The organism is Haloarchaeobius caseinilyticus, from assembly GCF_051207395.1.
Classification (GTDB): Archaea; Halobacteriota; Halobacteria; order Halobacteriales; family Natrialbaceae; genus Haloarchaeobius.
Map to the genome: position 1 here is coordinate 173,312 of NZ_JBPJZC010000003.1, position 24,014 is coordinate 197,325.

24 protein-coding genes and 1 pseudogene are annotated in these 24,014 nt (G+C 63.5%); 10 read left to right on the forward strand and 15 right to left on the reverse strand.

Annotated elements, in window-relative coordinates; translation table 11 throughout:
* Nucleotides 1–95: 95 nt before the first annotated feature.
* The 4 genes from ACSC1P_RS13535 to ACSC1P_RS13550 form a co-directional block, all read right to left on the reverse strand.
* Nucleotides 96–554 (reverse strand): hypothetical protein, encoded by a 459-nt coding sequence (locus tag ACSC1P_RS13535; protein WP_435360717.1) that lies wholly within the window; start codon nt 552–554, stop codon nt 96–98.
* Between the two features lie 121 nt (nt 555–675).
* The gene (locus ACSC1P_RS13540) at nt 676–1,422 is read right to left on the reverse strand and encodes a cytochrome c biogenesis CcdA family protein (protein WP_435360718.1); all 747 of its coding nucleotides are present in this window, start codon (nt 1,420–1,422) and stop codon (nt 676–678) included.
* On the reverse strand, nt 1,416–2,033 hold the full coding sequence (locus tag ACSC1P_RS13545) for a TlpA family protein disulfide reductase (protein WP_435360719.1): 618 nt from the start codon (nt 2,031–2,033) through the stop codon (nt 1,416–1,418). The genes ACSC1P_RS13540 and ACSC1P_RS13545 overlap by 7 nt, the downstream gene beginning before the upstream one ends.
* Nucleotides 2,034–2,145: 112 nt before the next feature.
* Complete coding sequence (locus ACSC1P_RS13550; protein WP_435360720.1) at nt 2,146–2,745, reverse strand: DUF420 domain-containing protein; 600 nt, start codon at nt 2,743–2,745, stop codon at nt 2,146–2,148.
* 158 nt (nt 2,746–2,903) lie between these two features.
* Between ACSC1P_RS13550 and ACSC1P_RS13555 the strand changes: the two genes are divergently transcribed.
* Both ACSC1P_RS13555 and meaB read left to right on the forward strand, forming a co-directional pair.
* Entirely contained in the window at nt 2,904–3,320 is a 417-nt protein-coding gene (locus ACSC1P_RS13555) for a cobalamin B12-binding domain-containing protein (protein ID WP_435360721.1), read from the forward strand.
* Nucleotides 3,317–4,369, forward strand: coding sequence for a methylmalonyl Co-A mutase-associated GTPase MeaB (meaB, locus tag ACSC1P_RS13560; RefSeq protein WP_435360722.1), 1,053 nt, complete (start codon nt 3,317–3,319; stop codon nt 4,367–4,369). The genes ACSC1P_RS13555 and meaB overlap by 4 nt, the downstream gene beginning before the upstream one ends.
* On the opposite strand, the gene ACSC1P_RS13565 is transcribed toward meaB, so the two are convergent.
* A complete protein-coding gene (locus ACSC1P_RS13565; protein ID WP_435360723.1) occupies nt 4,366–5,034 on the reverse strand; it encodes a helix-turn-helix domain-containing protein in 669 nt (222 codons plus the stop codon). The two genes, meaB and ACSC1P_RS13565, sit on opposite strands and share 4 nt — an antisense overlap.
* Nucleotides 5,035–5,461: 427 nt before the next feature.
* On the opposite strand from ACSC1P_RS13565, the pseudogene ACSC1P_RS13570 reads away from it, so the two are divergent.
* Nucleotides 5,462–6,382: pseudogene (locus tag ACSC1P_RS13570) on the forward strand (alpha/beta fold hydrolase); the annotation flags it as partial.
* 249 nt (nt 6,383–6,631) lie between these two features.
* Here ACSC1P_RS13570 and ACSC1P_RS13575 read toward each other — a convergent pair.
* Together ACSC1P_RS13575 and ACSC1P_RS13580 are read right to left on the reverse strand one after the other, a co-directional pair.
* Nucleotides 6,632–7,021, reverse strand: coding sequence for a Zn-ribbon domain-containing OB-fold protein (locus tag ACSC1P_RS13575; RefSeq protein ID WP_435360724.1), 390 nt, complete (start codon nt 7,019–7,021; stop codon nt 6,632–6,634).
* Nucleotides 7,018–8,184, reverse strand: a complete 1,167-nt coding sequence (locus ACSC1P_RS13580; protein WP_435360725.1) for a thiolase domain-containing protein — start codon at nt 8,182–8,184, stop codon at nt 7,018–7,020. The genes ACSC1P_RS13575 and ACSC1P_RS13580 overlap by 4 nt, the downstream gene beginning before the upstream one ends.
* 214 nt (nt 8,185–8,398) lie before the next feature.
* Between ACSC1P_RS13580 and ACSC1P_RS13585 the strand changes: the two genes are divergently transcribed.
* The 6 genes from ACSC1P_RS13585 (at nt 8,399) to ACSC1P_RS13610 (ending at nt 12,774) form a co-directional block, all read left to right on the forward strand.
* On the forward strand, nt 8,399–8,824 hold the full coding sequence (locus ACSC1P_RS13585; RefSeq protein ID WP_435360726.1) for a DUF7541 family protein: 426 nt from the start codon (nt 8,399–8,401) through the stop codon (nt 8,822–8,824).
* A gap of 53 nt (nt 8,825–8,877) precedes the next feature.
* Nucleotides 8,878–9,237: a DUF6684 family protein gene (locus ACSC1P_RS13590; RefSeq protein WP_435360727.1), complete on the forward strand. Its 360-nt coding sequence runs from the start codon at nt 8,878–8,880 to the stop codon at nt 9,235–9,237.
* 172 nt (nt 9,238–9,409) lie between these two features.
* Nucleotides 9,410–11,263 (forward strand): cbb3-type cytochrome c oxidase subunit I, encoded by a 1,854-nt coding sequence (locus tag ACSC1P_RS13595; RefSeq protein ID WP_435360728.1) that lies wholly within the window; start codon nt 9,410–9,412, stop codon nt 11,261–11,263.
* 93 nt (nt 11,264–11,356) lie between these two features.
* Complete coding sequence (locus tag ACSC1P_RS13600) at nt 11,357–12,031, forward strand: DUF3267 domain-containing protein (RefSeq protein WP_435360729.1); 675 nt, start codon at nt 11,357–11,359, stop codon at nt 12,029–12,031.
* Nucleotides 12,032–12,148: 117 nt separating this feature from the next.
* The gene (locus ACSC1P_RS13605) at nt 12,149–12,424 is read left to right on the forward strand and encodes a DUF7520 family protein (protein ID WP_435360730.1); all 276 of its coding nucleotides are present in this window, start codon (nt 12,149–12,151) and stop codon (nt 12,422–12,424) included.
* Nucleotides 12,425–12,531: 107 nt separating this feature from the next.
* Complete coding sequence (locus tag ACSC1P_RS13610) at nt 12,532–12,774, forward strand: DUF7576 family protein (protein WP_435360731.1); 243 nt, start codon at nt 12,532–12,534, stop codon at nt 12,772–12,774.
* 214 nt (nt 12,775–12,988) lie between these two features.
* On the opposite strand, the gene acs (ACSC1P_RS13615) is transcribed toward ACSC1P_RS13610, so the two are convergent.
* A complete protein-coding gene (gene acs / locus ACSC1P_RS13615; RefSeq protein ID WP_435360732.1) occupies nt 12,989–14,974 on the reverse strand; it encodes an acetate--CoA ligase in 1,986 nt (661 codons plus the stop codon).
* Between the two features lie 86 nt (nt 14,975–15,060).
* Entirely contained in the window at nt 15,061–15,924 is an 864-nt protein-coding gene (locus ACSC1P_RS13620; protein WP_435360733.1) for a hypothetical protein, read from the reverse strand.
* Between the two features lie 120 nt (nt 15,925–16,044).
* Between ACSC1P_RS13620 and ACSC1P_RS13625 the strand changes: the two genes are divergently transcribed.
* Nucleotides 16,045–16,737, forward strand: coding sequence for a hypothetical protein (locus ACSC1P_RS13625; RefSeq protein ID WP_435360734.1), 693 nt, complete (start codon nt 16,045–16,047; stop codon nt 16,735–16,737).
* A 6-nt stretch (nt 16,738–16,743) separates the two neighbouring features.
* Here the strand turns inward: ACSC1P_RS13625 and ACSC1P_RS13630 are convergent, their stop codons facing one another.
* The 6 genes from ACSC1P_RS13630 to acs (ACSC1P_RS13655) form a co-directional block, all read right to left on the reverse strand.
* Nucleotides 16,744–17,487 carry an ABC transporter ATP-binding protein gene (locus ACSC1P_RS13630; RefSeq protein WP_435360735.1) on the reverse strand — a complete coding sequence of 248 codons (744 nt, stop codon included), beginning with the start codon at nt 17,485–17,487 and terminating at the stop codon, nt 16,744–16,746.
* Nucleotides 17,484–18,239, reverse strand: coding sequence for an ABC transporter ATP-binding protein (locus ACSC1P_RS13635; RefSeq protein ID WP_435360736.1), 756 nt, complete (start codon nt 18,237–18,239; stop codon nt 17,484–17,486). Before ACSC1P_RS13635 ends, ACSC1P_RS13630 begins: the two co-directional genes overlap by 4 nt.
* Nucleotides 18,239–19,378, reverse strand: coding sequence for a branched-chain amino acid ABC transporter permease (locus ACSC1P_RS13640; protein WP_435360737.1), 1,140 nt, complete (start codon nt 19,376–19,378; stop codon nt 18,239–18,241). The genes ACSC1P_RS13635 and ACSC1P_RS13640 overlap by 1 nt, the downstream gene beginning before the upstream one ends.
* Nucleotides 19,375–20,316: a branched-chain amino acid ABC transporter permease gene (locus ACSC1P_RS13645; protein WP_435360738.1), complete on the reverse strand. Its 942-nt coding sequence runs from the start codon at nt 20,314–20,316 to the stop codon at nt 19,375–19,377. The genes ACSC1P_RS13640 and ACSC1P_RS13645 overlap by 4 nt, the downstream gene beginning before the upstream one ends.
* A gap of 75 nt (nt 20,317–20,391) precedes the next feature.
* A complete protein-coding gene (locus ACSC1P_RS13650) occupies nt 20,392–21,609 on the reverse strand; it encodes a substrate-binding protein (protein WP_435361510.1) in 1,218 nt (405 codons plus the stop codon).
* Between the two features lie 270 nt (nt 21,610–21,879).
* Entirely contained in the window at nt 21,880–23,865 is a 1,986-nt protein-coding gene (acs, locus tag ACSC1P_RS13655) for an acetate--CoA ligase (RefSeq protein WP_435360739.1), read from the reverse strand.
* Nucleotides 23,866–24,014 lie beyond the last annotated feature (149 nt).

Here is a 24,014-nt window from a genome sequence, read left to right on the forward strand (position 1 = left end):
GCCGCGCTCGGTCGCTGGTCAGGGTGTCGTCGCGTCGGTTCGGCGACCGAGGTGAATCCCCTCACTTCTTGTTGGTGCCGCAGTATCGTCGAAAACTACGCTCCTATTGACAAACCAGCAGCATCCTGTATCCACAAACTCAGTTCATCAATTGACTCATATTGGGAACCAGATGCTGGCAACCGGTCCTTCCGAAGTAGGATCGCTCCTAACTCGACGCTGCTTCCAGGCCTATACAGGGCAAACGAAGCCATATCAGGGTATTCCCAGTGGGTGAACTTCGCGTCCAGAGTGATTACTTGCGATACGTCTGGATGAGTGTCTTCCTTGACTCCGTATTGGGAAACAGAAACGAACAGCTTGAACTGTAGTTTCGCTACTGTCTCATCTTCAATCTTGAGTAAACTGGGAGTAGCGTACAGTATCTCTCCATCGTGTTTCCCTCCCTCTTCTTCCAGCACGAGTTCCACCAACTCAGTCTCGTAAATTTCAGAGTAGTGAATATCACCGAGAGTACCCGTGAAACGTACAGTTCTCAGATTCTCACCAGGCATTTGTTGAACCAACTTTTGATTCGGTAGCTTATCTTTTTTATTGGGCATCAGCCTCGCGACTGCTGTAAGGGTCTGTGAGCCACAAATCACTAGATATGCGGGCTTCGGTGGTCCCAAACAGTCACAAAGAGTCAGATAACGGCCCGAACACCGCGTCGAGGAACGACGACAGCACGTCGAAGAACGGCTTGACGACGTCCGAAATTCCCGCCACGTCGAAGATGACGAACAGGTAGTAGCTCGCGACGACGAGCATCACCACGCCTGTGACGCGGTTGATGGCCGAACTGTGCTGGGCCAGCCAGCGCGTCGCCCGCTGGCCTGCGGACTGTGAGACGAGTCCAAACGCGAGCAGGGGCGCACCCATGCCGACGCCGAAGGTGAGGAAGCCGACGAAGCCCTCGAACCCGCTGTCGAACAGGATGGGTACGCGGGCGAAGAACAGGGCAATCAGGCCCGGATTGCACGGCAGGACGATAGCCCCGAAGAAGAACCCGTAGAGGAGCGCCGAGAGTGCCGGGTGGCTGGTCTGCGGGGGCTCTTTGGTCGGCAGTCGGTGCGCGAGGTCGAGGTCGAAGATGAGGGCGACGCTCAGGACGGCGAGCACGACGAAGGCCAGCGGCGAGACGACTTCGACGACGGTCGTGAGCGACTCCCGCAGGAAGAACGAGAACACGAGGCCGACGAGGCCCATGAACGCGATGACGCCGAGGGTCACGAGTCCGGCGAGGACGCCCGCGGGCAGGCTTCGCTCCTCGTCCTGTGCTGAGAGGTAGGCCAGAAAGCCGGGGTACAGCGGCAAGGCACACGCCGCGGTCAGCGGCGTCCCGACTCCGAGCACGAACACCTCGACGTAGCGCTCTAGCATTCCTGCGTCTTCGTTCGGAGGAAGTCCGTGGACTTGTAGCCGTCTTTGAGTCGCGTTGCGGAGCCGTCGGGACAGCGAAGTAACATCGGGACGACCGGCGGCTGCGCCATCGACGTGCCGAACTCGTCGGTGAGCGACCGCGTGACCGGGCCGGGGGCGACCGCGTAGTACCAGTCGTAGCCGTGCGATTCGGCGTGCTTTCTGACCTTCTCGGCGTCCTCGTTCTGGTCGATGTCGACGGCGACGCTGACCACGTCGTCGCCGACCGCCTCGTGGAAGTTTATCAGTTCGTCCTGCTGGCGTTTGCAGTTCGAACACCAGACGGCGAACGTCTCGACGAGGACCGGTTTCTCGAACTGGTCGATGCTGAACGTTTCGTCGGTGAGGACGTTCGTGAGTTCGGCGGTGCGCCAGTCGTTGCCGGAGTTGCTGCCGCCGTCGCCGGAGTCGGTCTCTCCGCCGGCAGTACCGTCTGTCGTGCTGCCATCGGTCGTAGTGTCGTCGCCGCCGGTCGTTTCGCCGCCGCCCTCACCGAGACAACCTGCGAGCCCGACTGTGCCAACGCTAGCGCCGACGATGCGGAGGGCATCGCGTCGCGAGAGGGAGTTCATGGAACTTCTGAGGGCTTCTGTCGTATAAATCGCATCTGGGAAGTGCGTGGCAGACGCACGACCGATTCACGAGAGGGAACGGTGGAAACGGGACGGGAAGAATAGGCGGCCGTCAGACCGGTAGCGCGGCGTACATGAACTCGTAGTCGTAGATGTGATTCAGCATCACGTACGTGACGACGCCGAGGGTCAGCGAGAGTATCCACGACCCGGCGGCGATACGGCCGATTTTCTTGTGTGGCGTGTTGCGCAACTCGGCGGGCGTGTGCGTCAGACCGAGTACCAGCGCGTAGAGGACGACCGGCACGGAGACCACGGAGAGGATGATGTGGATGGCGAGCATCAACAGGTACGCGCCGTAAATGAGGTCCGGCGTACCGAGAATCCGTTTCTCTCCACCGCCACCGACCTTCACGAGGTAGAGCGCGAGGAAGACGAGGATGAGGCTGAACGACGTGAGCATCGCGGCGCGGTGCTTCGCGACTTCGCCCTTGCGAATCCAGTACCAGCCGAGTACGAGGCTGACCGTCGCCACGGTGTTCACGACGGCGATGGCGTGTGAGAGCAGGTTCACCGTCTCGTGACTGATATCGGGGTAGGGGAACAGCCCTGCAAACGTCCCCAACACGAGGACGTACCCCAGAACCGTCAGCAGAACCGTCGTCTCCGTGACGTTCTCGCGGACCGTCGCCCGAGCCTCGGCAGTACTCATTGGCGGGGGTTAGGACACGGTCGGTATGCCGTTTTCGCTTGTTCCCGGCGACCGATAATCCACCCACGTTGAACTAGCCCGTCTAAAATTGTACAAACCGGTGGCAGGGGACCGGACCTTCCGTTAGAGTAAAACCTGCCGCAAGGGAAACCCGAAGTATGAGCAGCGACCAAGAGCAGCGGTCGATTCGATGTCTCGTGGCCAAGGTCGGACTGGACGGCCACGACCGTGGCGCACACGTCATCGCGCGCGCTTTCCGTGACGCGGGGTTCGAAGTCATCTACTCGGGACTACACAAAGCGCCCGACGAGGTCGTACAGGCGGCCGTCCAAGAGGACGTCGACGTACTGGGAATCTCCATCCTCTCGGGTGCCCACAACACGCTCGTCCCGAAGATTATCGACGGCCTGAAAGAGTACGACGCCTTCGAGGACACCCTCATCCTCGTCGGCGGCGTCATCCCCGACGACGACCAGGCCCACCTCAAAGAACTCGGCGTCGCCGAGGTCTTCGGCCCGGGCACACCGATGCAGAAGACCGTCGACTTCGTCCGCGAGAACGCACCCGAACGATGAGCTCGCCGACGGACGAACTGCTGTCGGACGTCCTCGACGGGAAACACCGCGCTCTCGCGCGAGCGATCACCACCATCGAGAACCGACAAGCGGGCTATCGTGACCTCGTCTCCGCCCTGTACGAACACACGGGCGACGCCGAGGTCATCGGCATCACCGGCAGTCCCGGCGCTGGCAAGTCCACGCTCGTGGACAAGATGGCCGAATCCTACCGCGAGCAGGGCAAGACCGTCGGTGTCGTCGCTATCGACCCGTCCTCGCCGTTTACCGGCGGGTCCGTCCTCGGTGACCGCATCCGCATGGCGTCGAACGTCGGCGACATGGACGTGTTCTTCCGGTCGATGAGCGCGCGCGGTAACCTCGGCGGTCTCTCGACGGCGACCTCGGACGCCGTGAAGGCGATGGACGCCTTCGGCAAAGACGTCATCATCGTTGAGACGGTCGGTGCCGGCCAGAACGAGATAGACATCGTCCGCGCGGCCGACACCGTCTGCGTCCTCGTCCCACCCGGGGCGGGCGACAACGTCCAGATGCTCAAAGCGGGCATCCTCGAAATCGCGGACGTCTTCGTCGTCAACAAGGCCGACATGGACGGCGCGGACCGCACGGTCCAGGAACTGCTGGAGATGGTCCAGATGGGGTCCGGCGCGATGAAGATCGACGCCGGTCACCACGGCTTCGACGACGCCGAAGTGGACCTGGACATGCCCGGCAGTGGCGACGAGACCGACTTCGAACCGTGGAAACCGCCCGTGCTGGAGACCATCGCCATCGACGGTGAGGGCGTCGAGGAACTCCTCGACACGCTCGCCGAACACCACGAGTACATGGCCGAATCCGGCCAACTCGAACGAAAGCGCCGCCAGCGCATCGCAGAAGAGATTCGGACGCTGCTTCGTGACGACGCCGCCGGACTGGTCCGTCGCGAACTCGACGAACACGGAGGCATCGACTCCTACGTCGACCGCGTGATGGCGAACGAGACCGACCCGTACTCGATAGCCGACGAAGTGATTCAGCCGCTCGCGGACTGTCTGGACGAGAACTAATCGGCAGTCACGGCACTCCCGCCTGGGTCGTACACCGTATTCTCGACGAGCGTCTTCACGCCACGTCGAAACCGCTCCGACGCCGCGTTCTCCGAGATACCGAGATAGTCGGCGAGTTCGGCCAACGAGCAACGACGCGGAACCGCGAGGTAGCCGAGTTCTGCGGCCGCGACGAGGACGTCGCATTGCCCCGATGTCAGGCCATATCCCGGTTCCTCCGCACCGTCTTGCTCTTCGTAGATTCGATGTAATGTGAATCCGAACCCGTTGTCGCGGCACACGTCGTAGAACCGGTCGAACGACCCCGCAGTGGGAAACGAGATTCGAAAGTCCCACCCCTCGTGCGTCGCACTGAGGTCCCGGATGACGCCACCTTCTTCGACGACGGTCGGATAGACACTCTTTCGCAGTCCTTCTCCCTGTAGTTCCAACTGGTACAGCCGTCGCTCGCCGAAGCGAACGACGCGTGACGGGCTGGCGACGGTTTCGTCCAGGTCGAGGGCTGCCTCGAACGCTTCGAAGTCCCCACCGTTCGCCCACAAGAGAAGGATGCTCCGGCCGTCGGTCGTCGTGTCTGAACGCTCCCACTGCAGTTCCATCTCGGGTACTTCTCGGAGGGCGGTACGAAGTATCGGATGGTCCAATCGAAATTCGACGAGTAGCATCCCCTGTACCACATTCGTCGGCGATTCAGTGAAATAAGGACGTTACTTGTAATGCAGCGGTACTTAAATGCCGGGAGCTATCCCGCCCCACGTTTAACCAGTTACGTGAGGTAGAATATGATACCCAGCCGCCGAGTACCCGAGCAGTCGATACGGCCGCTCGCCGACGTGGTTGGGGTTCGAGGTCGACTCCAGCGGCGGTTGCACACATCGTCGGCCACGGTGACAATACCCCCCAGTCACTGGCCGACAAACGTGACCCATGCCTGTGCGAAAGATCGCTGGCTGTACGTCCATTACGAGTCGGCTGCAGGGCCACTCGGCCCATTTTTGAACAGTCCCGAACTTATGGGTCGAATAGTCGTGTCTGTCACCCACTGACACCACCTGTCGGCAAGATTAAGTTACAGCCGAGCGAAGGTCTGGTATGAAGTTCAAACGGGCGTTAGCCACAGCAGGCGTAGCGGTCGGCGCAGTCGCCGCGGCGAACACAGTGCTCTCCCGCCGGAGCGAACCGCTCGAAGCACCGCTGCCGGGCGAGCAGCGCACGTACCGCTGGCGCGGGATGGACGTCTCGTACACCGAGGCCGGCGACCCGGACGCCCCCGACCTCCTCTTTCTCCACGGGGTGAACGCGGCCGGGTCCAGCCACGAGTGGCGTGAAATCTTCGAGCCGCTGTCGAAGGCGTACCACGTCATCGCCCCCGACCTGCCGGGCTTCGGCTGCTCCGACCGGCCGCCACTGGTCTACACCGCCGAGTTGTACGACGACTTCGTCACCGACTTCGTCACCGACGTGTCCGACGACCCGACGGTCATCGCGTCGTCGCTCTCGTCGGCGTACGCGACGCGGGCCGCGCAGCGGACCGAGATGGAACGGCTCATCCTCGTCTGTCCGACGACGACGACTTTCCCGGGCGGCCGCAAGTCGCTCCGGCGGACCCTGCTCCGCTCGCCGCTGGTCGGTGAGGCGCTGTTCAACGCCGTCGTCTCGAACCCGTCGCTGGAACACTTCAGCGCCGACCACGGCTACTACGACGAGACTGGCTTCACGAAGAACAAGCAGTCGTACCAGTGGCAGACCGCCCACCAGCCCGGTGCCCGGTTCGCCCCGGCGTCGTTCGTCTCGGGCTACCTCGACTCCGACCTCGACCTGCCGACCGCACTGGACGAACTCGACGTGCCCGTGACGCTCGTTTGGGGCCGCGAGGCAGACACGACGCCGCTGGCCGAAGGCCGCCAACTGGCGGACGCGACCGGCGCGAAACTCGTCGTCATCGACTACGCGATGCTCCTCCCGCACGACGAGCACCCCGACAAGTTCGTCGAGGCCATCGACGAAGACCTGCCCGAAATCTCGGCGGAGACGTTCCAAGAGGAGCGCAGGCAGAGCCTCGAACGCCGCAGAGCGCGCGACACTGATGAATCTGACCGCGACGATGTCGGCGTCACCGTCGAGAGCGAACGCGACTCCGCGGCAGGGGACGAAGACGACGATGGCAGTACGGACGAACCGGTCGAAATCGACGTCGAAGAGACCGGCGCTGGCGAAGCGGAGAACTGAGGAGAGCCGCGAGACCGCGGACCGCTTTTTCTTTTAGTCTGCGCGGAAGACGACGACGCGGTCGCCGGTCGTCTTCGTGGTTTCGACACCGAGTTCGACGGACATGCCGACCTCTACCGCACTGGTCTCGACGCCCGTGACCATGCCGGTCACGCGGACAGAGCCGAAGCGAGCGATGGCCGTGGCGAACGGCGCGTCTTCCGCGAAGTTCGGCGTCGGCACGTGGACGATGGTGAACGTCTCTATCTCACCCTCGGTCGTGAGCGGTTTCTGTGCGATATCGGTCGACCCCGTGGCGGGGTCGACGCGACGCGGTGGCAGCCAGCCGTCGCCCTCGGGGCCTTCGAGACAGTACGGTTCGCCGTCCTCGATGGCGTCTAGCCAGTCGTCGTAGCCCGCGTTGACGGTTTCGTGGTCGCTCATGATTGGACCTCCAAGACGTGAACGACTGCACTCGCGACGGTGCCACCTGCGTTGTGGGTGACGCCAGTGGTCGCGTCCTTCGCGTACTCGCTGTTCGGGTGGTCGCCGCGGAGGATGCTGGTCAGTTCGGCGATTTGTGACGCACCGGTCGCGCCGACCGGGTGGCCCTTCGCCTTCAGGCCGCCGGAGAGGTTGACCGGCAGTTCGCCGTCACGAGTGGTCTTGCCCTCGCGTGCGGCGGAGATGCCGGCACCGACCTCGAACAGGCCGAGCGACTCCATCGCGAGTACCTCTGCGATGGTGAAGCAGTCGTGGACTTCGGCGATGTCCACGTCCTCGGCCGAGATGCCCGCGTCTGCGTAGGCTTCTTCGGCCGCCTTGTCGGCGGCGGGCGAGCGCGCGAGGAACTCGCGGTCGTGCAGTGCCATCAGGTCGCCGCCCTGTCCCGTGCCCGTGATGGACACCGGAGCGTCGACGCCGTGTTCCTCGGCGAACTCGTCGGAGACCAGCACGAGCGCGCTGGCACCGTCCGAGATGGGACACGAGTCGTAGAGGCCGAGCGGTTCGGCGACCATCGGCGCTTCCAACACGTCTTCAGGCGTGATTTCTCGCTGGTACTGTGCCTTCTCGTTGTTCAGTGCGTTCTCGTGGTTCTTCACCGCGATAGCGGCGAGGTCCTCGCGCGAGCCACCGTAGTCCGAGAAGTAGGCGTTCGCCATGAGCGCGTACGCGCCGGGGAACGTCATCCCGGCTTTGACCTCCCAGAGGTCGTCCGCGGCGATAGCCAGCGCCTCGGTCGCCCCGGCCGTCCCGAGGTTCGTCATGCGCTCGGCACCGCCGACGAGGATGACGTCCTTCTCACCGTTTCGGACGTTCTTCACGGCTTCGCGCACCGCGACGCCGGAGGAGGCACACGCCGCCTCGTATCGGGTCGCCGGTGCGTCGACGCCGCACGCTTCGGCCATCAACGGTCCCTGATGGCCCTGGTGTTCCGCGAGTTCGCCCATGAAGTTCCCGTAGAACAGGGCCTCCACGTCGGCTTGGTCGACACTCGCGTCTTCGAGTGCTTCGAGTCCAGCCTCGGCGAACAGGTCCCGCCCTGTCCGTTCCGGAGACGCGCCGAACTTTGTCAGTCCGACGCCTGCGATTCGTACCTCGGTCATCGTTCCAACGTAGTCGATGCGGCGTTTAATAGGTCGTGGTTAACGCCGCAGAGTCGGGCATTCGTTCGGTTCTCAGAGGAGTACCGTGGCGGCGCACCACTGTTGCAAGTGAACATCGCACGACTGCACGGAGACAGAGCCCTTCACTGGGGAGAGTCGAGACGCTCGTACCCGCTTCGTGACCTGTTTATACTTCCACGCCCAACCGCCGCGCATGGACTCGGAGACGACCGACCAGACGTCGCGCAAACCGAAAGCGAGCGTCTGGCCGATGCTCATCGCGGTCGGTCTCGCCATCTCGGAGGTCGGCGTGGTGTTCGCCATCCTCCCCGTGTCGGTGTTCGGCCTGCTCATGTTCTGTGGCAGCCTCGCCGGCATCGTGAGTGAATCCGGCTACGTCGACGAACCGTGGCTCACCATGGCCGGGTTCGGCGTGGTCCTCCTCGTCGCCGGGGCCGGGCTGTTCCTCGCCTACGGCGGAACCATCGGTGGCGACGGTATCATCAGCGTGACGGCAGGGACCTTCGCAGGAGGTATCGCCTACCGCGGCGTCGCCATCGCCGTCGCGGGGCTGGTAACCGCAATCGCCTCGGTCTACGGGCTCTTCTACGTGGAATCGCGTCCGGAGTCGACGCACTGAGTCGGCCGGAACCAACAACCTATTTGGTCGGCGACGCCAACTCCCGAGCAAGAATGGAACAACGGAAGGTATTCGACAAGGACACCATCCTCGACCTGACGGTGAACATCATCCCGCTCGGCATCATGCTGTTCTTCCTCGTGCTGTTCGTGCCGAGTATCTACGGCCCGTGGCCGTGGGAGTCGACGTACTCGCTGCTGCAGGTGGCACTCATCGTCGTGCCGTTCATCGGCCTCGCAGTGCTGACGTACTTCTCGGCGCTGGCCATCGAGGGCGACGCGGTCGAGAGCGAACAGGCGGGCCACGCGGGCCACGAACACGAGTCGCACGGCGACGAAAGCGAGGAGTCTGCCAGCCACACCGACGAGGACAGTGAGTCTGGCGACGGCGGGCAGGTCGCGCAGGCCGAATAATTCTCTCCCTCTCTCGACGTGACACCATCGTTCCGGTAGCGAACGCGGCACTCTAAGACCGTGTGTCTCCACCGCGAAGCCGGTAACACGTTCCATTTTCGACATCCATCTCACCGTCACACACCGCGGCGGATACGAATCTTTCTTTAGGAAGCAATCCCGAGCAATCCACATGGACTTGAGCGGACAGATAGCGCTGACTGGCCTCATGGCGCTCTTCCTCTTCGGCGTGTTCCTCTTCGTCACACGTCTCGAGGATTGGCGTACGTACACCCCGCTGGCGGGCGGTGGGTCGGGCATCGTCAGTCGCGATACCGGGTACGGACATGCAGAGAAACCCGGCGGTCTCATTCGGTGGTTCACGACCGTCGACCACAAAGACATCGGCATCCTCTACGGCATCTACGGCGTCATCTCCTTCGCGTGGGGTGGCCTCGCCGTCATCATCATGCGGGCGGAACTCGCGACCGCGGCCGTCGACGTGACGAGCGCGATGGCGGGCGCAATGGGAGTGGCTGGCGGGCAACAGCTGTACAACGCGCTCCTCACGAGCCACGGCATCACGATGCTGTTCCTCTTCGGGACGCCCATCCTCGCGGCGTTCTCGAACTACCTCATCCCGCTCGTCATCGGTGCTGACGACATGGCGTTCCCGCGCATCAACGCCATCGCGTTCTGGTTGCTGCCGCCGGGCGCGCTCCTCATCTGGGGCGGCTTCTTCCTCGCGCCGTTCATGGACGGTATCGCACCGTCGATGGTGTCGTGGACGATGTACCCGCCGCAGTCGACCGCACAGACGGCGTCTGGTGGAGTCGCGGGAAGTATCGCTGCGCTCAACGCCGGGACTGACCTGATGCTGCTCGGTCTGCACCTCACGGGTGTCTCGGCGACGATGGGTGCCATCAACTTCATCGCGACCATCTTCTCCGAGCGCGGCCCCGACGTCGGCTGGGACAAGCTCGACATCTTCTCGTGGACTATCCTGACGCAGTCCGCGCTCATCCTGTTCTCGTTCCCGCTGCTCGGGAGCGCGATCGTCATGCTGCTCATGGACCGGAACCTCGGGACGACGTTCTTCACCGAGGCTGGTGGTGGGACGATATTGTACCAGCACCTGTTCTGGTTCTTCGGCCACCCCGAAGTGTACATCCTCGTACTGCCCCCGATGGGCATCATCAGCTACGTCCTGCCGCGATTCGCGGGCCGCAAGCTGTTCGGCTTTAAGTTCGTCGTCTACTCGACGCTGGCCATCGGTGTCCTTTCCTTCGGTGTCTGGGCGCACCACATGTTCGCCTCCGGCATCGACCCGCGCATCCGTGCGTCCTTCATGGCCGTCTCACTCGCCATCGCGATACCCTCGGCGGTGAAGACGTTCAACTGGATCACGACGATGTGGAACGGGAAAGTTCGCCTGACGACGCCGATGCTGTTCTGTATCGGCTTCATCTCGAACTTCATCATCGGCGGTGTCACCGGCGTCTTCCTCGCCGCGGTCCCCGTTGACTTCCTGCTCCACGACACCTACTACGTCGTCGGTCACTTCCACTACATCGTCATGGGTGCCATCGGCTTCGCCGTCTTCGCGGGCATCTACTACTGGTTCCCGCTCGTCACCGGGCGGATGTACCAGGTGACGCTGGCGAAGTTCCACTTCTGGTCGACGATGGTGGGGACGAACCTCACCTTCTTCGCGATGATTCTGATGGGCTACGGCGGGATGCCTCGTCGGTACGCCGGCTACAGCGGTATCACGGTCGGCCCCATCGACCTCATCACGCTGATGCACGTGCTGGCGACCGTCGGCGCGTTCATCCTGTTGGTCAGCCAGCTTATCTGGCTCATCAACATGATCCAGTCGTACTACGAGGGTCCGCGCGTCGGTCCCGACCCGTGGAACTTAGACGCGGACGGCCTCCCGTCGCGTGAGTGGACGTGGTTCGACAACAAGCTCGAAACCGCTCTCACCGACGGCGGTGAAGAAGAACAGGAAGTCGCCACGGACGGCGGCCGCGACCAGGACGAATAGACCGCTTTCTTTTTCGTTCTCCTCCCGCTCGAAGCGGCGGCGCTCGGCCACGCAGGCTCAACGGATTTGTCTCTCGCCCGAGAACGAGTGAACGTGTCCGAACCCGACGAACCCACGGCATCGCACGTCCCCGACACACCAGCAGGGTATCAGCCACCGCAGAAGTTCGAGTATCCGCTTTGGGTCGTCGTCGGGACCGTCGTCGTGCTGCTCTGGCTCTCCGCGCTCGTGTACGGGACAGTTCTCTGGGTCGTGCAGGGGCCGTCCATCCTCGACGGCGTCGTCGACACGGGTGGGTCTGACGACGCCGTCGTGTTCACGGTCGATATGGCACAGGTCGTCGTGCCCCTCGTCGTCGGTATCGGTGCGACGACAGTACTCCACGAACTGTGTCACGGACTGGTGTATCGGCGACTCGGCTACGAGGTGAGCTACGGCGTCGCGCTCCACATGGGTGCAGTGTACGCTGCGGCCTTCCACCAGTATCAGACCCGGGAAGACGCACTCAAAGTCCTCGTTGCCCCGCTCGTCTGTCTCACCGCACTGTCGATTCCACTCCTGTTCGTCCAGATTCCACTGGTCGCACTCACCGGGTTCGCAGTCCTCGTGGTCAATACGGCAGGTGCTGCCGGAGACGTGTTCGCGATGTGGGCGGTGAATCGATTGCCGGCGAAGTCGTTGCTCTACGACTGCGACGCTAGCCACATGTACGTGTTCGAACCCGAAGTGGGTGCGAGCGTCAGCTCAGAACGAGGACGAAGCCGGTGATGAACATGAGGGTGACGATGCTCCCGAGGACCAGCCCGATGAGTTCCTTCTGGCTCATACAGAGCGCTACGAAACGGAGAAGGAAAGGCTAATCGTTGCGAGGACCAAGGGTCGGACGTGAGCCAACGCTTCTCCGACCGCCTCGAAGGCGAACGCGTCGTCGGCGTCATCTACGCCGGCGTCGTCGTACTCGCGGGCGTCTTCGGCGCGGCGGTCGGCGTGTTACTCGGCGGTGAGCAGGCGCCGAACGCCAACTTCGCAGGCATCGAGTTCGCCATCTCGCCTCTCAGTATGGCCGTGTACGGGATGGTGATGGTCGGTATGACCCTCGGAATCCTCCTGTTGCTCGTCAGATTCGTCTCCCGGTACGACGACGCCGCACTCGACGACTAAGGTCGACTCTATATCGGTCCCGTTCACTTCGTACCAGCACGTTCGAGACAGTACACCGATGTATCAAAATTTGTAAGCTTTTTGCGTTCGGCACGTGTAGCCCCCGTATGGCACTCTCAGAGTACGTCGGACGTGCAACGCCGGCCGGAAACCAGAAAATAATCCACGTCGCGCCACACAGCCACTGGCGACCGGGGAAAGAGCGAACGGAACCGTGTGCCCACTGTGGCGAGAACATCGTCCTCAGCAAGCGCCACGTCCTCGTCGAGGTCGAAGACTCGGAGACCGGTGAGACGCAGCGACAGTACGTGAAGAACGAGACGTGTTTGAGCGAGTGGTTTGGGGAATAGGGCGGTTCTGAGCATAGCGAAGAACCGCCAGTCGCGAACGGCGAATGGAGTGAGCCGTGAGCAGGGCGGCTCTGAGCGCAGCGAAGAGTCGCCGAGAGCGAGCGACGCAGTCGCGAGTAGTAGCGGGGTTCCGAACGCAGAGAGGAACCACGAACATGACGACGTTACCGAACAGAACGACGCTCGAAAAATCGGAGCGACCGACAGCGACTCCTTACTCCTCGCGGACTTTCTTGGCGATTTCGTCGACGATTTCCGGGTTCCGGAGCGTCGACGTGTCGCCGAGTGCTTCGTCGTTGGCGATGTCTTCGAGGAGTCGGCGCATAATCTTGCCCGAGCGCGTCTTCGGCAGTTCGGGCGTGAAGATTACCTGTTCGGGCTTGGCGATTGGACCGATGGCGTCGTCGACGCCCTGTATGATTTTCTGGCGGAGGTCGTCGTCGCCCTCGTAGCCGTCTTCGGTGATGACGTAGGCGTAGACCGCCTCGCCTTTGACCTCGTGGTCGCCGCCGACGACGGCGGCCTCGGCGACGCCGGAGACACCGACGATGGCGGATTCTATCTCCATCGTTCCCAGTCGGTGACCGGAGACGTTGATGACATCGTCGACGCGGCCGAGGACGGTGATGTAGCCGTCGTCGTCGATCTTCGCGCCGTCTTCGGGGAAGTACACCCAGTGGTCGTCGTCGGGCTTCGAGTACTCGCGCCAGTACTCGTCGATGAATCGGTCGTCGTTGTTGTACAGGGTCCTGAGCATGCCGGGCCACGGCTTGTCCACTGTCAAGTAGCCGGCGCGGCCGGGGTCGACCTCGTCGCCGGCGGCGTCGACGACCTTGGCAGAGACACCCGGGAGCGGCGGTCCGGCGGAGCCGGGTTTCATCTCACCGACGCCGGGCAGGGTGGTGACCATCATGCCACCAGTTTCGGTCTGCCACCACGTGTCCACGATGGGGCACTCCTCCGCGCCGATGTGCTTGTAGTACCACTTCCACGCGCGGGGGTTGATGGGCTCGCCGACGGTGCCGAGCAGGCGCAGGCTGGAGAGGTCGTGCTCGTCGGGGAACTGCTGACCCCACTTCATGAACGAGCGGATGGCCGTCGGTGCGGTGTAGAACACGTCCACGTCGTAACGGTCGACCATCTCCCAGAGGCGGTCACGGTTAGGGTAGTCAGGCGTCCCTTCGTACATCAGCGTCGTCGTCCCGAGTGCGAGCGGGCCGTAGACGATGTAGCTGTGGCCAGTAATCCAGCCGATGTCGGCCGAACACCAGTACGTGTCCTCGGGTTTGAGGTCGAGCACCGAGTGACTGGTCCACGCCGCGTAGGCGAGGTAGCCGCCGGTCGTGTGCTTGACGCCCTTTGGCTGGCCAGTGGTCCCCGAGGTGTACATCAGGAACAGCATGTCCTCGGCGCTTCGCTCGACTGGGTCGACCATCTCGCCGTCGAACTCGTCGACGAGGTCGTCGTAGTCGTGTGCGTGCTTGCCGAGGAAGTGTTTCAGTTCGTCGCCGAGGCGGTCGACGACCACGGTCTCGACGTCGTGGTCGACGCCGCGCAGGCCCTTGTCGGCCTTCTCCTTGTGGTTGAGCGGGTCGCCGCGGCGGTAGTAGCCGTCACAGGTGACGAGGTACTCTGAGTCCGCCGAGTTCATCCGGGTCGCGAGCGCGTCGGCGGAGAAGCCAGCGAAGACCACCGAGTGCGGGGCGCCGATGCGAGCGCACGCCAGCATGGCGATGGGCAGTTCCGGGACCATCGGCATGTACATCGTGACCACGTCGTCTTCCTCGACGCCCATGTCGCGCAGGGCAGCCGCGAAGGCGTTCACCTCGCGGTGGAGGTCGAGATACGTGTACGTCTTCGTCTCGCCGAGTTCGCCCTCCCAGCGGATGGCCGCCTGATTCTTCCGGCCGGCTTCGATGTGCCGGTCGATGCAGTTGTAGGAGGCGTTGAGCGTCCCGTCGCCGAACCACTCGTAGAACGGGGCGTCGGCGTCGTCGAGGACCTCCATATACTCCTCCTCCCAGTCGAGGAGGTCGCCCGCACGCTCCCAGCACTCGGGCCAGTTCTCCTCGAACTCCTCGTAGATGGCCTCGTCCGAGACGTTCGCCTGTTCGACGAAGGCCTCCGGCGGCTCGAACGAGTCCTGCTCTTGGAGCCGCGCCTCCAGTTCTACTTCGGGTGCATCGCTATCGTCGGCCATGCTCGAACTTCACGCATAAAAGGGATAAAAATTCCCCCGGCGGCAGTACGATGGGGTGTCTCTCGGGCCGGAGCCGACGCCGCGGTTCAGTCGTCGAACGAGACCGCCGTCACCGTCACGTCGGTGACTGTCGGCGTTCCGTCCGGGGCGCGCCCCCACACGAGTCGCGGCACCACGTCGTAGGACTCCGCGCCGTTCTGCAGACGCAGACTCGCCGTTCCGCTGCCTGCGAGGTGACGGGCGACCGTCGCGCGGTCGGACGGGCCGAATCGATTCATCCCTTCGGTGCCCTTCCCATGTCTGATGGCGACGACCTCTACACCCAGCCCCTCCGCACTCGTCGTCAGGTTCACGCGGAGCGGGACCTGCCGGCTGGCATCGTCGACATCGTCGCTCTCGCCTTCCAGTACGTCGAATGCGAGGACCGCATCCTCTGCGTCCGAGAGGCGGTCGATTTCGTCGTCCAACCCACTGGTCATGCGCTCGACGTGTGCCATCGCACTGCCGACACCTGCCAGCCCTTCCTGAACCGACGACTGGATGTGCTCCTGCAGTCGGCGTTGGAAGTCGGGGTCGAACGGGTCGAACTCGTCGTCCCACGGCCGGTCGTCGTGCCCACCGCGTCGGCTAGTGCTGCCGCCGTCCGCGTGGTGGCCGTGCGACTCACGAGTGTGTGAGTCGTGTGGGTCCTCTGGGTCGTGTGGGCCACGCGCGTCGTGGGGTGGCCGATTCGGTGGCGAGAACGACGGTGGTCGCGGTGGCGTCGGCGGTCTGCGGTGTGGAGGCTGTGGCGGCATGTGTGGTGCGTGTGCGTTGGGACCGCCAGCAGGCCCTTCGCCGAGTCCACGCCGGAGCGTCTCCTCCCACGAGAGGTCGAGTTCCTCTTTCCGGCGCTTCATGCGTTCGAACACCTCGTCGTCGTCGATGCTGATGCGAATCTCGCGGCTCATCGTTCAGTGATACACAGCGTGTCGGTATAAGCCTATCCTAGCAAACTCACACTGAACTCACATTGAACTCACATTCTAGGATAGATTGAAGTAGACTGGCAGTGACGGGTCAGTCGTACCATGCCGACCGAGACTCACGACAGACACGCAGAGAACGCACTCGTCGTCACCAGCCCGTCCCAGTTCCCGACCGTCGACTGCCACCGCTTCGAAGCGAACGCACCTGTTGCGGTCGACCACGCCTTCGATGCACACCACGCGGAAGTCAACGGCCCGCTCAGCGTCGACGGTCCCATGAACGTCCACCACTGCGACTGTAACGGCCCGCTGGGCGTCATGGGACCGCTCAACGTGCATCATCTCGACGTGGACGGGTCGGTCGGGGTCGAGGGCCCGACCAGTTGCCACGAACTTGACCTCGACGGGGCGGGGCAGTTCGCCGACCTGCACGCGGAGACGATTTCGGTCTCGGGCGCGCTCGAAGCCACCGACTGTTCCGCCGAGACGGTCTCACTCGACGGTGCGCTGGACTGTGACCAGCTGGACGCGTCGCACATCACGCTCCGATTGAGCGGCGAGTCCGCAGTACGTCGCATCGACGCCGACGAACTGACCGTCACGCGTCGGCAACCAGACGGGTTCCTCGTCGCCGACACGATTACGGCAGACCACCTCTCGCTCGAACACACCGAGGTGACGACTGTCGAAGGCGACCACGTGACTATCGGCCCCGGCTGCCACGTCCAACTACTGCGAGCGAGTGAGTACGAAATCGACGACGCGGCGACCGTCGACGAGAAAGAAGCGTACTGAACCGGCTCAGACGCCGAGGTACCGCTGTCGCGTCTCCTCGTCGTCCGCCAGCTCGTCTGCACCCCCGGCGAACACCACTTCGCCCTGGTCGACCACGTAACAACGGTCGGCGATGTTCATCGCCGCACGGGCGTTCTGCTCGACCAGTAGGATGGTCTGGCCGTCGTCACGGATGCGCTCGATGGCGTTCTCGACGGACTTGATTATCTGCGGTGCGAGTCCCTCGTAGGGTTCGTCGAGCAACAGCAGTTCGGTCGGCTGTCTGAGTGCCCGACCGATGGCGAGCATCTGCTGCTCGCCGCCAGAGAGTGTCCCCGCTGCCTGACTCTGTCGTTCTTCGAGTCGCGGGAAGTACTCGAACACGTCGTCCAGCGACAACCCGGTATCCGTGGTCGCCGCCGACCGACCCCAGCGATTCGAGGCGTTCTGTGCGACCTCGGGCAGTTTCAGGTTCTCCGCGACCGTCAGCTCCGTGAACACGCGGCGTTCCTCCGGCACGAACGAGATGCCACGGGCGGCCACGTCCTCGGGATTTCCGCCAGTGATGTCCTCGTCTTGGAATCGGACGCTTCCGGTTCGAACGTCTGGCGGACTCGCACCCGCGATGGAGCGCAGCGTCGTCGTCTTCCCCGCTCCGTTCCGTCCGAGCAGTGCGCAGATCTCCCCTTCGGAGACCTGCATCGACACGTCGCGCAGGATGTGGCTCTCCCCGTAGTGCGAGTTCACGCCGTCGAGTTCGAGCAGCATCACTCGACACCTCCGAGGTAGGCCTCCTGCACGGCTGGATTCTTCCGAATCGCGTCGGGCGTTCCCTCAGCGATCACCTGTCCGCGGTTGAGCACGATGATGCGGTCGGACACCTCGAAGATTATCTCCATGTCGTGTTCGACGAGGAGGAACGTCAGGCCGCGTTCTTCCTTGATGCGCTCGATGAGGTCGACCGTCGCCTCGGTCTCCTCGGGCGACATCCCGGCCGTCGGCTCGTCCATGAGCAACAGGTCGGGTTCGGCGGCGAGTGCGATGCCGATTTCGAGGCGACGCTTGTCGCCGTAGGGCAGGTCCGCAGCGCGCTGGTCACGTTGGCCCCAGAGGCCGACCGACTGGAGCGTCTCTCGGGCCACTTCGCCGACCTCGCCGTAGCCGTCGAGGCGACGGAAGAAGTTGAGCCTGAAGTCGCCGTGTTCCGCGCCGAGTGCGGCGATGCGGGCGTTGTCGAGGACCGATAGCTCCGGGAAGATGGAGGCGGTCTGGAACGACTTGCTCACGCCGCGCTGGACGACTTCGTGTGGTTCGAGGCCGACGATGGACTCACCCTTGAATCGGATGTCACCCTCGGTCGGCTCCAGTCGGCGGGTCATCAGGTTGATGAGCGTCGACTTGCCGGCCCCGTTCGGGCCGATGAGACTCACGCGCTCGTTCTCGTTGATCTCGATGGACACGTCGTCGGTCGCCGTGACGCCACCGAAGCGCTTGACGAGATTGTCGGTTTCGAGCAGTGCCATCACTCGTCACCTCCATCGGTGCGGACCGGACCACTGTCGTCGCCGCCGGACACCAGGGTTCTGACGCGCTGGATGCCGCCCCAGAGCCCGCCGGGGAACAGCCAGACGACGATGACGAACATCAGACCGAGCAGCAGGTGCCACGTCGACCCGAGCGTCGAGTTCAGCACGTTCGACATGTACAGGTAGATCCCCGCACCGAAGAACGCGCCGAACAGCGTGCCGACGCCGCCGAGGATGCTCATGATGACGACTTCGCCGCTGACGAGCCAGTAGAACGTCTCCGCGGAGGTCGTTCCCTTGTACACCGTGAACAGGCCGCCAGCCAGTCCCGCGAACGCCCCGGAGAGGACGAACGCGGCCAGCTTGTACCGCCAGACGTTCAGGCCAACGAACTCCGCGCGCTGCTCGTTCTCACGGATAGCGCGGAAGACGAGACCGTACGGCGACTTGAGGATGCGGTGGGCGACCGCGACCGAGACGACCGTAATCAACGCGACGACGAAGTAGAGCCAACTACCGACGAGTCCGAGCGGCGTCAGTATCGGCACGCCAGCGTCGAGCGGAATCACGCCGGCGAGCCCGCCGACTTCGAGCAACAGTCCGTCTTCACCGCCGGTGTACGTCCCGAGCGGGCCGAACATGGTGAAGTACAGCATCTGGCCGAAGGCGAGCGTCAGGATGGCGAAGTAGATGCCGCCGCGTCGGAGCGAGAGGTAGCCGATGATCCACGCGACGAAGACGGTGGCCAAGAGGCCAACCAGAACCACGACGAGTGGGAAGTCGATACCCGCGTACTCGATGAGCAACCCGGCGACCATGCTGCCGGTGCCCCAGAAGGCCGCGTGGCCGAACGAGAGCAGGCCAGTGTAGCCGTGGAGCAGGTCGAACCCCATCGTGAAGATACCCCAGATGAGGATGAGCGTCGTCAGGCCGTAGTACCCGCTCAGTACGTCACTGATGACTGGTGCGCCGGCGAATAGATACGGGAACACGAGCACACCGACGAGCGTGAACAGGATGACTGCGCCCTCGTCGCCGAGTACCGTCGTGTAGCCGCCGAATCCGCTCTCTTCGCTCTCCTCGCGGCGACGTTCGGCTCCTGTGGCGTCTCCGGTGTCCGTACGACCGTCGCTCATGCGGTGCTCACCTCGTCACCGAGGATACCCTGTGGCCGCCACAGTAGGATGATGGCGGCGATGGCGTAGATGGCGACCTGCGCCCACGGGGTCAGGTTGAGCGGACCCGGCGAGTACTGGAAGAACGCCTGGACCATGCCCAGCGTGACGCCGCCGAGCACCGCGCCCCGGATGCTCCCGACGCCGCCGATGACGACGGTGACGAAGGCGGGGACCAGCACGTCCGTGCCCGCGTTCGGGTTGATGGGGTTGAGCGGTCCACCGACGAGGCCAGCGACGCCGGCCAGCGCCGCGCCGATGCCGAAGACGATGATGTACGGTCGCGTGATACGGATGCCGAGTAACTGGACCATCTCCGCGTCTTCCGTCCCGGCGCGGACGACGAGCCCGAAGTCGGTGTACTCGATGAGCCCGTACACGACGAGCACCAAGAACGCGGTGATACCGATGATGGCGATGCGCCACCACGAGGTGGCGACGCCGGGAATCGGGACCGACCCGTTGATGGGTGCCGCGAGGTTCTGACTGTTCGCCCCGAGCGTGACCCGGAGCAATTCCTGCACGACGATGGCCAGCCCGAACGTCACGAGTATCTGGTCGGTGTCCGGCCGGTCGTAGAACGCCCGCGCGACGAATCGCTCCATGAGCAGTCCGAGGACGAACACCGTCACGACGACGACGACGATGGCGGCCGCGAACCCCGCGCCGAGGCCGAGCGTGTTCATGCCTTGGTCGGCGAGGTACCCTTCCGAGAGGGTCAACGACCCGGCCACGTAGAGGCCGAGGTACGCGCCGACGATGTACAACGCCCCGTGAGCGAAGTTGACGAATTCGAGCGTGCCGAGGATGATGGATAGCCCGACCGCGAGCAGGACGTAAATCGAGCCCTGCTGGAGGCCGTTCAACAGTATCGAGATGGTGTCGGTGGCGAGACTCATATGCTCCCTCCTACCAGTCTATTGTGTGTCATTATCTAGCGTGTCGTATGATAAATTCGGTAGCTGGACGCCGTCTCACTTGTAGGGGCCGAGGTCGCACTGCCCCGCGGGTCCTTCGTTGCAGCCGTAGGCGACTTTGTCCGCGGGCGTGAGGTTCACGATGTCGTAGTAGTTACCCGACGAGATTTCGCCCTCCGGGAGGCCGCGGACGACCGGGACAGCCCGCTGGGCCTGATGGTCGCACTTTCGCATCGTCTCCTCGCCCATCCCGATGTTGTTGTACTCGTACCCCTCGAGTTCCTTGATGACCTTCTCGGGGTTGAACGAGCCGGCGCGCTCGACGGCCGCCGCGTACTGCAGCGTCTGCGCGTACGCGAGCTGGGCCGGACCGGACGGGATGCGGCCGCCGTACTCGCTCTTGAACACCTCCGTGAACTGGTTCGACGGCTCGTTGTCGATGGCCGAGTCCCAGGCGACGGTCCCGAACACGCCGGAGATGGCCGAGCCCGCGTTCTCCGCCATCGGCCGGTTGTACAGTGGGACGACGATGGTCATCTCGTCTTTGATGCCCGCTTCGACGGCCTGCGAGAGCGAACTCGCCAGATCCAGTCCGTAGTGGTCGAGCATCAAGACGTCCGCGCCCGAGTTCGACGCCTTCGAGAGGAACGACGAGTAGTTCTTCGTCCCCAGCGGCGTCGCGACGGAGTCGACCTGACTCCAGCCAGCCTGTTCAGTCATGAACTGACGCATGGACTTCTCGACGGACTGGCCCCAGGTGTAGTCCGCGTACAACTGGTAGAACTTCTTGCCTTCCCCGTACTCGTCCTTCAGCACCGGTGCGAGCGCCGCCGCGGTGTGATACGCGTCGAACACTTCACGGAAGCCGTAGCGCTTGCAATCCGCCCCGGTCGTATCGTTCGAGTGTGTCAGACAGGCCATGAAGATGACCTTCTGTTTCTGGCACTCGTCCTGTACGTTGATGGCCACCGAGGAGGACGAGCCGCCGGAGACCATGATGACGTTGTCCCGCTCGATGAGTTGGCGAGCGTTCTCACGCGCTTTCTTCTTGTCTGTCGCGGTGTCGGCCGAGACCCAGCCGATTTCCTTGCCAGCGACGCCGCTGCCGCTCAGGTCGTCGAACTGGGAATCGACCCAGCCGCCACCGTTGTTGAGGTGCTTGACGGCGAGTTTGTACGCCCGAAGCTCGTCCTCACCCTCGGAGGCGTACGGTCCCGACTGTGGGACGTTGAACCCGAGCATCGCCTTGTCCCCCTCTATCGGGAAGTTCCCGATCTCTTCCTGTCCACCACCGCTCGTCAGGTCCCCGGCGCAGCCGGCGAGCGCCGCGCCGACGCCGGTCGCGGTCGTCGCCTTCAGCAGGTCGCGCCGAGTGTGTTGACTATTTCGTGCCACGGTAGGAAGTACCATGGAACACAATATAATAAATATTTCGGATTTTTATTCAAACCCGCCTCCTTGGGACCTCTAAGCCCCAAAATACGACCCCGGGATATTCCTTTAAATACCTTTAGTCGGGCAGCTGCGCACCGGGTCAGGCGACGTTCAGTCGCGCTGCACCTGGTCGCGAATCTGCTCCGGCACGCTCGGGTCCCGAAGCGTGGTAGTATTCCCCAACTCCTCCCCGTTCGAGATGTCCTCCAGCAGTCGGCGCATTATCTTCCCGGAGCGGGTTTTGGGCAGGTCGACGACGAACACGACGTTCGAGGGGCGTGCGAACGCGCCGATTTCGTCCTCGACAGCCGCGACGATGTCGTCACGCACCGACTCGTCCGGGTCGACGCCGTCGCGCACCACGACGTACACGTCGGGCACCTCACCCTTCTCGGCGTGTTCGCGTGCGGCGACTGCGGCCTCCGCAACGTCGCTGACCTCGGCGACGGCCGATTCGAGCTCCATCGTTCCCAGCCGGTGTCCGGCGACGTTCATCACGTCGTCGAGCCGACCGAGGACGCGGAAGTAGCCGTCTCTGGCTTGCACCGCGCCGTCACCGGCCTTGTAGTTCCAGTCGCGCCAGTCGTCGCTGTCGACGTCCGAGAAGTCGCGCCAGTAGGTGTCGACGAACCGCTCGTCGTTGCCGTACACCGTCTGGAGCATGCTCGGCCACGGGCGCGTGATGACGAGATTGCCAGCCTGTCCGCTGGCCGCTTCGAGCGGGTCGCCATCGTCGTCGACGATGGCCGGTTCGATGCCGGGACAGCCGCGACCGGCGCTGCCGGGTTTCATGTCGTCGATGGCGGGCAGGTTCGTGATGAGGTGGCCGCCGGTCTCGGTCTGCCACCACGTGTCCACGATGACGGCGTCCTCGTCGCCGATGTGCTTGTAGTACCACAGCCACGCCTCGGGCTGGATGGGTTCGCCGACGGTCGTCATGTGCCGGAAGTCGAAGTCGTAGTCGTCGGGGTACTCCTCGCCCCACTTCATGAACATCCGGACCGCGGTCGGCGACGTGTGGAAGATGTCCACGTCGTACTTCTCGGCGATTTCCCAGATACGCCCCTTGTGCGGGTGGTCTGGCGTTCCCTCGTACATCACCGAGGTCGTGCCGAGCGCGAGGGGGCCGTAGACGATGTAGCTGTGACCGGTAATCCAGCCGATGTCGGCCGCACACCAGTACGTGTCCGTCGGTTCGATGTCGAGGACGTTCTTCGAGGTGGCGGCCGCGTACGCGAGATAGCCGCCAGTTCGGTGCTGACAGCCCTTCGGTTTGCCCGTGGTTCCCGACGTGTACATCAGGAACAGCGGGTCTTCCGCATCGCGCGAGACCGGGTCAACGCGCTCGCGGCGGTGCTCGTCGAGCAGTTCCGAGACGAGCGTGTACTCGTCGGCTACGTCGAGATTTGGCTCGTCGTGGCGACTCCACGTGAGCACCTCGGGGTCCGCGTCCAGTTCGGCCATCGCCTCGTCCGTCTTGTCGAGGTGGGTGAGGAATTCCCCGCGCCGGTAGTAGCCGTCGATAGTGACGATGTAATCCGAATCCGCCGAGTCGACGCGTTCGGCCAGCGCCGACGCGGAGAATCCAGCGAAGACGACCGAGTGCGGCGCGCCGATGCGGGCACAGGCCAGCATCGTGATGGGCAGTGCCGGTACCATCGGCAGGTGGACGGTGACCACGTCGTCCTCCTCGACGCCCATCGACCGAAGCGCCGCCGCGAATTCGTTCACCTCGCGGTAGAGGTCTTGGTAGCTGATGTTTCGCTGTTCACCGTCTTCGCCCTCCCAGAGGAGTGCGGTCTGGTTCTTGCGCTCGCCGAGGTGGCGGTCGATGCAGTTGTGACTGGCGTTCAGCTTCCCCTCGACGAACCACTCGAAGAAGGGTGGATTCGACCCGTCGAACGTCTGGTCCCACCGCTCGTCCCAGTCGAGCAACTCGGCGTAGCGGTCGAACCCCTCCGGGAAGTCACCGACCTCGTCGTAGATGTCGGGGTCGGTAGCGTTGGCCTGCCCGACGAACGTCGACGGTGGACGGAAGTAGTCCTGTTCTCGCAATCGTGCCTCGATCGTCGCGTCTGGCTGGTCCTCGCCTGTCATGCGATACCGTGACGATGTGTAACCACCACCATAACCAGCACATCTAATTATGATAAACCGTGGAGAAAGCGTCGCTGTGCGGCGATTATGTCGCTCGACGTGACGATACCACGGACGAGAACGACCGCGCAACCGCCGACACCCCTGAG